This window comes from Burkholderia sp. LMG 13014 (genome assembly GCF_905232215.1).
GTDB lineage: Bacteria > Pseudomonadota > Gammaproteobacteria > Burkholderiales > Burkholderiaceae > Burkholderia.
On the sequence record NZ_CAJNKE010000164.1, the window covers coordinates 1 to 11,219 of the forward strand.

General features: G+C 67.5%; 10 protein-coding genes and 1 pseudogene. 7 read left to right on the top strand and 4 right to left on the bottom strand.

What is annotated here, in order from left to right; all coding sequences use genetic code 11:
• The 4 genes from JYJ84_RS17630 to JYJ84_RS17645 all read right to left on the bottom strand — a co-directional run.
• The coding region (locus tag JYJ84_RS17630; protein ID WP_205189327.1) for a 2Fe-2S iron-sulfur cluster-binding protein at nt 1-1,372 on the bottom strand (1,372 nt) is incomplete at its 3' end.
• The gene (locus tag JYJ84_RS17635; protein ID WP_122947939.1) at nt 1,369-1,668 is read right to left on the bottom strand and encodes a sarcosine oxidase subunit delta; all 300 of its coding nucleotides are present in this window, start codon (nt 1,666-1,668) and stop codon (nt 1,369-1,371) included. The genes JYJ84_RS17635 and JYJ84_RS17630, both read right to left, overlap by 4 nt.
• Before the next feature lie 24 nt (nt 1,669-1,692).
• Entirely contained in the window at nt 1,693-2,937 is a 1,245-nt protein-coding gene (locus JYJ84_RS17640; protein ID WP_006480591.1) for a sarcosine oxidase subunit beta family protein, read from the bottom strand.
• 16 nt (nt 2,938-2,953) lie between these two features.
• Nucleotides 2,954-4,339, bottom strand: coding sequence for an L-serine ammonia-lyase (locus JYJ84_RS17645; protein ID WP_122947940.1), 1,386 nt, complete (start codon nt 4,337-4,339; stop codon nt 2,954-2,956).
• A 300-nt stretch (nt 4,340-4,639) separates the two neighbouring features.
• Here JYJ84_RS17645 and JYJ84_RS17650 point away from each other — a divergent pair, with 300 nt between their 5' ends.
• From JYJ84_RS17650 to JYJ84_RS17680, 7 genes and pseudogenes are all read left to right on the top strand, one after another.
• Nucleotides 4,640-5,707, top strand: a complete 1,068-nt coding sequence (locus tag JYJ84_RS17650; RefSeq protein ID WP_122947941.1) for a GlxA family transcriptional regulator — start codon at nt 4,640-4,642, stop codon at nt 5,705-5,707.
• A gap of 189 nt (nt 5,708-5,896) precedes the next feature.
• On the top strand, nt 5,897-6,601 hold the full coding sequence (locus JYJ84_RS17655) for a FadR/GntR family transcriptional regulator (protein ID WP_011354089.1): 705 nt from the start codon (nt 5,897-5,899) through the stop codon (nt 6,599-6,601).
• Between the two features lie 49 nt (nt 6,602-6,650).
• Entirely contained in the window at nt 6,651-7,541 is an 891-nt protein-coding gene (gene ltnD, locus JYJ84_RS17660; protein ID WP_175223394.1) for an L-threonate dehydrogenase, read from the top strand.
• A gap of 19 nt (nt 7,542-7,560) precedes the next feature.
• Nucleotides 7,561-8,859: a 3-oxo-tetronate kinase gene (gene otnK / locus JYJ84_RS17665; protein WP_175223395.1), complete on the top strand. Its 1,299-nt coding sequence runs from the start codon at nt 7,561-7,563 to the stop codon at nt 8,857-8,859.
• Entirely contained in the window at nt 8,856-9,494 is a 639-nt protein-coding gene (locus JYJ84_RS17670; protein WP_175223396.1) for an aldolase, read from the top strand. The genes otnK and JYJ84_RS17670 overlap by 4 nt, the downstream gene beginning before the upstream one ends.
• A gap of 112 nt (nt 9,495-9,606) precedes the next feature.
• On the top strand, nt 9,607-10,932 hold the full coding sequence (locus tag JYJ84_RS17675) for an MFS transporter (RefSeq protein ID WP_122947945.1): 1,326 nt from the start codon (nt 9,607-9,609) through the stop codon (nt 10,930-10,932).
• A gap of 72 nt (nt 10,933-11,004) precedes the next feature.
• A pseudogene (locus JYJ84_RS17680) lies at nt 11,005-11,219 on the top strand (hydroxypyruvate isomerase); the annotation flags it as partial.

Consider the following 11,219-nt stretch of genomic DNA (forward strand, 5'->3'; position numbering starts at 1 on the left):
CGGCTGCGGCGCCAATGCTCGCCTCCGCCTGCACGGGCTTGCCCGGCAGGAAGCACGCCTTCTCGTCGTTCCAGCAGGCCTTGCCGCCCGACTGCGCGAACAGGTGCAGCACGGGGCTGAAGCCACCCGACATCGCGACGAGGTCGCACGGCAGCGTCTGCAGCTTGCCGCCCACCTGGCCATTCGAGAGCGACGCGACGTCGACCGACGATACGCGCCACTTGCCCGATGCGCCCGTCACGACCGCGCCGCTCATCACCGTCACACCCTGCCGCTTCGCGGCGGCCGGCAGCGCGCCGTTCGACGACGCGCGCGAATCGACGACCGTCACCTTCGCGCCGCACGCCTTCAGGTCGAGCGCGGTCTGGTACGCGCGATCGTTGTTCGTGAACACGACCGCGTTGCGGCCCGGCAGCACGCCGAAGCGATGCACGTAGGTGGACACCGCGCCGGCGAGCATCACGCCCGGCAGGTCGTTGTTGCCGAACACGATCGGCCGCTCGTGCGCGCCGGTCGCGAGGATCACGCGCTTCGCGCGGACCTTCCACAGCAGCTCGCGCGTGCCCTTGCGCATTGACACCGGCAGGTGATCGGTCAGGCGCTGCGTGACCGTCACGAGGTTGTGGTCCTGGTAGCCGAACGCGGTGCTGCGCGACAGGATCGTCACGTCGGGCAGCTTGCGCAGCTCGGCCTCGATCTTCTCGACCCACTGCAGCGCGGGCTTCGCGTCGATCTCGGCGCGGCACGACAGCAGGCTGCCGCCGAGCTCGCGCTGATCGTCGACGAGGATCACGCGCGCGCCGGCCGTGGCCGCCGCATGCGCGGCCGCGAGACCCGACGGGCCACCGCCGACCACGAGCACGTCGCAATGCGCGTAGCACTTGTCGTAGCGATCGGCGTCGAGCGCTTCCGGCGCCTTGCCGAGACCGGCCGCTTCACGGATCTTCTCTTCGTACTTCGGCCACATGTTGCGCGGCCACATGAAGGTCTTGTAGTAGAAGCCGGCCGGCAGGAAGCGCGACAGCTTCTGGTTGATCGCGTACTTGTCGTTCTCGAGCGACGGCTGCGCGTTCACGCTGGACGCAACGAGCCCCTGGTACAGCTCGATCTCGGTCGCGCGTGCGTTCGGCACCGTGTACGGGCCCGATTCGAGCTGCACGACGGCATTCGGTTCCGCGACGTCGGCCGTCACGATCCCGCGCGGACGGTGGTACTTGAAGCTGCGCGCGACGAAGTGCACGCCGTTCGCGAGCAGCGCGGACGCGAGCGTGTCGCCCTGGAAGCCTTGATACGTGCGGCCGTTGAACGTGAAGGTCAACGGAATCGCGCGATTGATGCGGCCACCGGTGCCGAGGCGGTCTTTCTGGCTCATTTGCTCGTGCCCTCTTCGTGTGCGTTGCCGGCAGCGTCGCCACCGAACTTTTCGTAGCCCTTGATATCGTAGGTCACCGTGTCGCGCGTGGCCTTGAACCAGCGGCGGCAGCCCTGCGCATGCAGCCACTGCTCCTTGTGCAGCCCGCGCTTGTTCTCGCGCATGAACACGTATTCGCCCCATTCGCGGTCGGTCATGTTCTCGTTGGCCACCGGACGCACGATGTCGGCTTCACCACCGCACGAGAACTCGGATTCGGCGCGCGGCCCGCACCACGGACATTCGATCAGCAACATGTTTCTTTCTCCTCGTATGCGTGGTCAGTGCGCGACGGCGGCAGCGCCGTGCTCGTCGATCAGGTGGCCCGTGTAGAAGCGGTCGAGCGCGAACGGCGCGTTCAGCGGATGCGGTTCGTCGCGGGCGATCGTGTGCGCGAACACCCAGCCCGAGCCGGGCGTCGCCTTGAAACCGCCGGTGCCCCAGCCGCAGTTGAAATAGAGGCCCTTCACGTCGGTCTTGGTGATGATCGGGCACGCGTCCGGCGACACGTCGACGATGCCGCCCCACTGGCGGTTCATCCGTACGCGCGAGAACACCGGGAACATCTCGACGATCGCCTGCAGCGTGCTTTCGATGATGTGGAAGCTGCCGCGCTGGCCGAAGCCCGTGTACTGGTCGATACCGGCGCCGATCACGAGGTCGCCCTTGTCGGACTGGCTGATGTACGCGTGCACCGCGTTCGACATGATCACCGAGTTGACGACCGGCTTGATCGGCTCGGACACCAGCGCCTGCAGCGGGTGGCTTTCGATCGGCAGGCGCACGCCGGCCATGTCGGCGAGCGTCGTCGTGTTGCCGGCTGCAACCACCGCGACCTTCTTCGCCTTGATGAAGCCCTTCACCGTGTCGACGCCGACCACCGCGCCGCCTTCACGGCGAATGCCCGTCACCTGGCAGTTCTGGATGATGTCGACACCCGCGCGATCCGCACCGCGCGCGAAGCCCCAGGCCACCGCGTCGTGACGCGCCACACCGGCGCGGCGCTGGATCGATGCGCCGAGCACCGGGTAGCGGCTGTTCAGGTTGATGGTCGGCTCGATTTCCTTGATCTGCGCGGGCGTCAGGAATTCCGCGTCGACGCCGTTCAGCCGGTTCGCGTTCACGCGGCGCTCGGTGTCACGCACGTCCTGCAGCGTGTGGGCCAGGTTCATCACGCCGCGCTGGCTGAACATCACGTTGTAGTTCAGGTCCTGCGACAGCCCTTCCCACAGCTTCATCGCCTTCTCGTACAGCGCGGCCGATTCGTCCCACAGATAGTTCGAGCGCACGATCGTCGTGTTGCGCGCGGTGTTGCCGCCGCCGATCCAGCCCTTCTCGAGGATCGCGACGTTCGTGATGCCATGCTCTTTCGCGAGGTAGTACGCGGTCGCGAGGCCGTGGCCGCCGCCGCCGACGATCACGACGTCGTATTCCTTCTTCGGTTCCGGGCTCTTCCACTGCTTTTCCCAGTTCTCGTGATACGAGAGGCCGTTGCGGAACAGGCTGAATATCGAGTAGCGGCTCATGTTAGTGATCCTTCGTTTAGCATTCGATGACGTTCACGGCCAGACCGCCGCGCGACGTTTCCTTGTATTTCGTCTTCATGTCCGCGCCCGTCTCGCGCATCGTCTTGATGACCGAATCGAGCGACACGTAGTGCTGGCCATTGCCCTTGAGCGCCATGCGCGACGCGTTCAGCGCCTTGATCGCGCCCATCGCGTTGCGCTCGATGCACGGGATCTGCACGAGCCCGCCGACCGGGTCGCAGGTCATCCCGAGGTTGTGCTCCATGCCGATCTCGGCGGCGTTCTCGACCTGGTCGGGCGTGCCGCCCATCACCGCGGCGAGCGCGGCCGCGGCCATCGAGCACGCGACGCCCACTTCGCCCTGGCACCCGACTTCCGCACCGGAGATCGACGCGGTTTCCTTGTAGATGATCCCGATCGCCGCGGCCGTCATCAGGAATTCGACGATGCCGGCTTCGTTCGAGCCCGGCACGAACTTCACGTAGTAGTGCAGCACCGCGGGAATCACGCCGGCCGCGCCGTTGGTCGGCGCGGTGACGACACGGCCGCCCGCCGCGTTCTCCTCGTTGACGGCCATCGCATACAGGTTGACCCAGTCGAGCATCGACAGCGGGTCGCGCAGCGACTCTTCCGAGCGCTCGCGCAGGCGGGTGTTCAACTCGGCCGCGCGGCGCTTCACGCGCATCGGGCCCGGCAGGTCGCCCTCGACCTTGCAGCCGCGCTCGACGCAGGCGGCCATCGTGCGCCAGATCGCGAGCAGCCCGGCGCGCACTTCGTCGGCGGGACGCAGCGCGCATTCGTTGCGCATCATCAGCTCGGCGATCGACAGCCCGTGCTCGCGGCACTGGCGCATCAGGTCGTCGCCGGTGCGGAACGGATACGGCACCTCGACCGCCGCGCGCACGCCGTTCACGCGATCGCCGTCGCGGTTCACGACGAAGCCGCCGCCGACCGAGTAATACTCTTTCTCGACGAGCAGCTGGCCGTGCTCGTCGAAGGCCTGGAAGCGCATCCCGTTCGGGTGCACGATGCTCGTGCCGCTCATCAGCTTGCGGTAGAAGCCGATGTGCTCCTTTTCCTCGAAGCGCACCGTCTGCTTGCCGAGCAGCGACAGCGATTTCTCCGCGCGAATCGCGGCAAGGCGCGGCTCGATCAGGTCCGGATCGATCGTGTCGGGCAAGTGGCCCTCGAGACCGAGCAGCACGGCCTTGTCGGTGCCGTGGCCCTTGCCGGTCGCGCCGAGCGAGCCGTATAGTTCGACCCGCACGCGGCGCACGAACCCGAGCAGGTTCGCGTCCTCCACGTGCGACGCGAAGCGGCACGCGGCGATCATCGGGCCGACCGTATGCGAACTGGACGGGCCGATGCCGATCTTGAACAGGTCGAAGACGCTGACGTTCATCTGGCTTCCTCTGGGTGGGACACACGTGAAATGACGTTGGCGCCAGTACATCAAAGCGTAAAATCGGCCGATAGAACAAAAACGGCATCGGCGTGGGATACCGCCGCCAAGCCCCCCTTCGGCGGCCCCGAAAGTGCGTTTTAGCGATGGTTGGCGACGGAAAACCACAAGTCGGGCCGGAACCGATCAGCGACGCTGGTTGCATCCGCGCCGCCTGGCCGCGCCCGACTGCCGTACCCGCATCACCCGTATCAACAGACTGAGTGAGACCGCCCGCCCGGCGTGAAGAGATTGGCCGCGATGACACCTGACGTACCCGCTTCCCCCCTCGCAGAACCCGCACCGCGGCGTATCCGCTTCGGCATCGTGCTGCTGCCGAACTTCACGCTGACGGCCTTTTCGGGCTTCGTCGACATGCTGCGGCTGTCGGCGGACGACGGCGACTACAGCAAGCCGGTGCGCTGCGCGTGGAGCGTGATCGGCGAGACCCTCGCGCCGGTGCGCGCGAGCTGCGGGATCCAGATCACGCCGTGGGAAACCTTCGACGCGGCCGAGCCGTTCGACTACGTGGTGGTGGTCGGCGGGCTGCTGCATTCGGGGCCGCAGGCGGGCCCCGAGACGCTCGACTTCATCCGCCGCGCGGCGGCGGGCGGCGCGACGGTGGTCGGCATCTGCACCGGCGTGTTCACGCTGATGCGCGCGGGTGTGCTCGACGGGCACCGCACCTGCGTGAGCTGGTTCCACTACTGGGATTTCATCGAGCGCTTTCCGGCCGCCGATCCCGATCTCTTGATCGCTGACCGGCTGTTCGTGATCGACCGGCGCCGCATCACCTGTTCGGGCGGCCGCGCGTCGATCGACGTCGCCGCCGCGATCCTGCTGCGCCACTTCGATCACGCAACCGTGCAGAAGGCGCTGCGCATCCTGCTGGTCGGCGAGATGCAGAAAGGCAATGCGCCGCAGCCGCATCCGCCGGGGCTCGAACCGGCCACGCACCCGAAGGTCAAGCGCGCGATTCTCCTGATGGAACAGCATGTCGGGCGCGCGCTGTCGCTCGACGAGCTCGCGAGCAAGCTCGATTTGTCCACGCGGCAGCTCGAGCGGCTGTTCAAGGCCGAAACGGGCAAGAGCCCGCAGGCGTTCGCGAAGCAGGTGCGGCTGCGCACGGCCGCGTGGCTGCTGACCAGTTCCGACCGCACGGTGGCCGATATCGCTTCGAGCTGCGGGTTCGCCGATGCGTCGCACCTCGGGCGCGAGTTCCGCAAGCAGTACGGCGTGCCGCCGGCGACGTATCGGGAACGGGGCGGTGAAGCGGCGGAAGCCGGCGCGGCCATCGCCGCGGACCCCGTCGAGGACATCGCCGACTGACGGCTACGGGCACTCGCCCCTTTTCCAACCGATCGCGAATCGACACTCGAACGCATCGGTTTCGGCTCAATTGGAACCGGTTCCAGTCAATTTAACCGACGTTGCTCGCCGTTAACCGAGGGTTATCCCGGATGCTGTCACACCTTCAAATTTGTATGATGACCACATAACCTGACAAACCAGAGCACCATGTTCGAGAAAATTCCCGCCCGTGCGATGAGCGACCATGTCGCGCAGCAACTGCTCAAGCAGATCGAAGTCGGCAGTTTCTCCGCCACCGGCAAGCTGCCGACGGAGGCCGTGCTCGCCCAGGAATTCGGCGTGAGCCGCACCGTGATTCGCGAAGCGATCTCGCGGCTGAAGAACGAAGGCGTGGTCGAGCCGCGCCAGGGCAGCGGCGTGTACGTGAACCAGCACGGCGCGATCCGGCCGCTGCGGATCGACTACGCGGAAGCGGTCGAGGCCACCTCGCTGCCGCACCTGCTCGCGGTGCGCCGCGCGATCGAGGCCGAGGTCGCGGCCGAAGCCGCGTTGAACCACACCGATGAAGACATGGCCGACATCGACGATGCGCTGCGCAAGATCGACGATGCGGTGGCCGAAGGGCGCGACGGCGTCGCGGAAGACGTCGCGTTCCACCGCACGATCGCGGCCGTCACCGGCAACCCGTATTTCCTGAAGACGCTGCAGTTCCTGAACCAGTACCTCGAAGCCGGCGTGAAGGTCACGCGGCGCAACGAAGCGACGCGCGAGGACTTCTCGCGCCAGGTGCGCGAGGAACACGCGGCGATCGCCGACGCGATCCGCGCGCGCGACCCGATGGCCGCACGCAACGCGGCACGCACGCACATGTACAACGCCGCCCGCCGTCTCGCGGAAGCCGGTATCTGCTGAACCTGGCGGCGGCCGCGCCGCCCCTCTTCCGAATCGATCAAGGTTGACCATGTCACGAAATGTTGGAGTCATCGGCCTCGGCGCGATGGGCCTCGGCGTCGCCCGCTCGCTGCTGCGCGCCGGCCTGCGCGTACACGCATGCGACGTGCGCGACACCGTGCTGCAGGCGTTCGCCGCCGAAGGCGGCATCGCGTGCGCAACGCCGGCCGAACTTGGCGCGCAGTGCGACGTCGTCGTCACGCTGGTCGTCAATGCCGCGCAGACCGAAACGGTGCTGTTCGGCGAGCACGGCGCGGTCGCGGCGATGAAGCCGGGCGGCGTCGTGATCGCAAGCGCGACCGTCGCGCCGGAATTCGCGGTCGCGCTCGGCGCACGGATCGAAGCCGCCGGCCTGCAGATGCTCGATGCGCCGGTGTCCGGCGGCGCCGCGCGCGCGGCCTCCGGCGAGATGACGATGATGACGTCGGGCCCGGCCGCCGCGTATGCGGGCTGCGAGGACGTGCTCGCGGCGATCGCCGGCAAGGTCTATCGCCTCGGCGACGCGCACGGCATCGGCTCGAAAGTGAAGATCATCAACCAGCTGCTGGCCGGCGTGCACATCGCGGCGGCAGCCGAGGCGATGGCGCTCGGCCTGCGCGAAGGCGTCGATGCCGATGCGCTGTACGACGTGATCACGCACAGCGCCGGCAACTCGTGGATGTTCGAGAACCGCGTGCCGCACATCCTGAACGGCGACTACACGCCGCTGTCGGCCGTCGACATCTTCGTGAAGGATCTCGGCCTCGTGCTCGATACCGCGAGCCGCAGCAAGTTCCCGCTGCCGCTGTCGGCCACCGCGCACCAGATGTTCATGAGCGCGTCGAGTGCCGGCCACGGCGGCGAGGACGATTCCGCCGTGATCAAGACTTTCCCCGGCATCACGCTGCCGCCCGCCCGCTGATTCGAACGACGCTTCTGCCATGACCGCTTCCGCTTCCCGTCCCCTGCTCGGCTGCATCGCCGACGATTTCACCGGCGCGACCGATCTCGCGAACATGCTCGTCAAGAGCGGCATGCGCACCGTGCAGACGATCGGCGTGCCCGCCGACGGCGCCGCAGACACCACGCTCGACGCCGACGCGATCGTCGTCGCGCTGAAGTCGCGCACGATTCCCGCAGCCGACGCCGTCGCGCAATCGCTCGCTGCCTACGAATGGCTGCGCGCGCAGGGCTGCCGCCAGTTCTTCTTCAAGTACTGCTCGACGTTCGATTCGACCGACGCGGGCAACATCGGCCCCGTCGCCGATGCGCTGCTCGATGCGGCCGGCGGCGGCTTCACGATCGCGTGCCCGGCGTTCCCGGAGAACGGCCGCACGATCTATCGCGGCCACCTGTTCGTCGGCGACGTGCTGCTGAACGAATCGGGGATGGAGAATCATCCGCTCACGCCGATGAAAGACGCGAACCTCGTGCGCGTGCTGCAGCGGCAAACGCAGTCGCCGGTGGGCCTGATCCGCTATGACACGATCACGCTGGGCGCGGCCGCCGTGCGCACGCGGATCGAGCAACTGCGCGCGGAAGGCGTGCGCTTCGCGATCGCCGACGCGCTGTCGGATCGCGACCTCTACGTGCTCGGCGAAGCGTGCGCAGGCCTGCCGCTCGTCACCGGCGGCTCGGGCATCGCGCTCGGCCTGCCCGCGAATTTCCGCCGCGCGGAGCAACTGCCCGAGCGCGACAACGCGGCGTCGCTGCCGCGCATCGAAGGGCTCTCGACCGTGCTCGCCGGCAGTGCGTCGAAGGCCACCAATGCGCAGGTCGCCGCATGGCGCACCACGCGGCCGAGCTTCCGCATCGATCCGCTCGCGGCCTCGCGCGGCGAACCCGTCGTCGACCAGGCGCTCGCGTTCGCGCGCTCGCATCTGCCGCAGCCCGTGCTGATCTACGCGACCGCGACGCCCGACGAAGTGAAGGCCGTGCAGCAGGCGCTCGGCGTCGACGCGGCCGGCCATCTCGTCGAAGCCACGCTCGCGGCGATCGCCCGCGGCCTGCGCGATCTCGGCGTGCGCAAGTTCGTCGTGGCCGGCGGCGAAACGTCCGGCGCGGTGGTGCAGGCGCTCGACGTGAAGTCGCTGCAGATCGGCGCGCAGATCGATCCCGGCGTGCCGGCGACGGCCACCATCGACGCGCAGCCGCTCGGCCTCGCGCTGAAATCCGGCAACTTCGGCACCACGGACTTTTTCGACAAGGCGCTGCGCGCGCTGGACGGAGCCGCACGATGAGCGACGAAGCAAAACTGCGTGAAGAGATCTGCGTCGTCGGCGCGAGCCTGTATGCGCGCGGCCATGCGGTCGGCAGCGCCGGCAACATCAGCGCGCGCCTCGCCGACGGCTGGCTGATCACGCCGACCGACGCGTGCCTCGGCCGGCTCGACCCGAACGACATCGCGAAGGTCGGCCTCGACGGCCAGCCTGTATCGGGCGGCAAGCCGTCGAAGACGCTCGCACTGCATCGCGGCATCTATGCGCGCAATGCCGAAGCAAACGGCGTCGTCCACACGCATTCGACGCACCTCGTCGCGCTGACGCTCGCGGGCGTGTGGCGCGACACCGACGTGCTGCCGCCGATCACGCCGTACTACGTGATGAAGGTCGGCCACGTTCCGCTGATCCGCTACCGCCGCCCTGGCGACCCGGCTGTCGCGGCCGAAGTCGCGGCGCTCGCCGACCAGGTGCGCGGCGTGCTGCTCGAGCGCCTCGGCCCGGTGATGTGGGGGCCGTCGGTGTCGCATGCGTCGTATGCGCTCGAAGAACTCGAGGAAACGGCACGGCTGTGGCTGATGACGCACCCGAAACCCGAGCCGCTCGACGACGCCGCGCTCGACGAACTGCGTACCAGCTTCGGCGCGCGCTGGTAACGACGCGCCGCGCAACGATTCCCATGCCCGCCGTGTGCGCGGGCCCTTCCGTCAGCACACACACGACCGGCGACGTACGCGCCGCCGGCACACGACATCCTTGGAGACGACGATGACTGCTCTCGACGCGGCTGCAGGCCGCTCGCCCGCCGCGCCCGCCCATGCCGCGGAACTCGACCGCACCTACAAGAAAGTATTCTGGCGCATCGTGCCGTTCCTGATGCTCTGCTACGTGGTCGCGTATCTCGACCGCGTGAACGTCGGCTTCGCGAAGCTGCAGATGTCGCAGGATCTCGCGTTCAGCGAAACCGTGTTCGGGCTCGGCGCCGGCATTTTCTTTCTTGGCTATTTTCTGTTCGAACTGCCAAGCAACATGCTGATGCACCGGATCGGCGCGCGTATCTGGATCGCGCGGATCATGATCACATGGGGCCTGCTTTCCGCGCTGTTCGCGTTCGTGAAGACGCCGACGCAGTTCTACGTGCTGCGCTTCCTGCTCGGCCTCGCGGAAGCCGGCTTCTATCCGGGCGTGATCCTGTATCTCACGTACTGGTTCCCGTCGCACCGCCGCGCGAAGATCATCGCGGTGTTCATGTCCGCGATCCCCGTGTCGGGCATCTTCGGCAACCCGCTGTCGGGCTGGATCATGGAGCGCTTCCACGGCGGCTCGGGCTTCCACGGCTGGCAATGGATGTTCATGATCGAAGCCGTGCCGGCCGTGCTGGTCGGCATCGCGACGATCCTGTATCTCGACAACAGCATCCGCAGCGCGAAGTGGCTCGACGAGCGCGAGAAGCAACTGCTGGAGGACGAGATCGCCGCGCAACCGCAGGAACAGCAGAAGCACGGCCATTCGCTGAAGGCCGTGTTCTCCGACCCGCGCATGTGGTGGATGTCGCTGATCTACTTCGCGTTCGTCACGGGCCAGTACGGCCTCACGTTCTGGATGCCGACGCTCGTCAAATCGACCGGCATCACCGATACGCTGCAGATCGGCCTGCTGTCGGCCATTCCGTTCCTCGTCGCGATCGTCGTGATGAACCTGTTCGGCCACAGCGCGGACAAGCGCCGCGAACGCCGCTGGCACCTGATCGTGCCGGCGCTGATGGGTGCGGTCGGGTTTGCGGTCGCTGCGTCGTACTCGCACAATACAGCGGTGTCGATCGTGTGCCTGTCGCTCGCGGCGGGCGGCGTGCTGACCTGCGCACCGCTGTTCTGGTCGCTGCCGACCGCGTTCCTCGCAGGCTCCGCGGCCGCGGCCGGGATCGCGATCATCAACTCGGTCGGCAACCTCGCCGGTTTCGCGAGCCCGTACGTGATCGGCTACCTGAAGGACGTCACGCACAGCACGGCGTCCGGCATGTACGTGCTCGCCGCGATGCTCGTGATCGGCGCGATCGCCGTGTGGCTCACGCCCGCGAAACTCGTGAACCGCTGATCTGCTGGATCGGCCGCCATTCGACGCGGGGTGCCGTGCGCCCCGCCCCATTCATTCACCGGACCCGCTGCCATGCCACGCTTCGCCGCCAACCTCTCGATGATGTACACCGAGCACGCGTTCCTCGAACGCTTCGCCGCTGCCGCCTACGACGGCTTCAAGGCCGTCGAGTACCTGTTCCCGTACGACTTCGCTGCCGAGGACATCCGCGCGCGCCTCGACGCGCACGGCCTCGAGCAGGCGCTCTTCAACGCGCCGCCCGCCGCGAGCGACAGGCACACGATCGA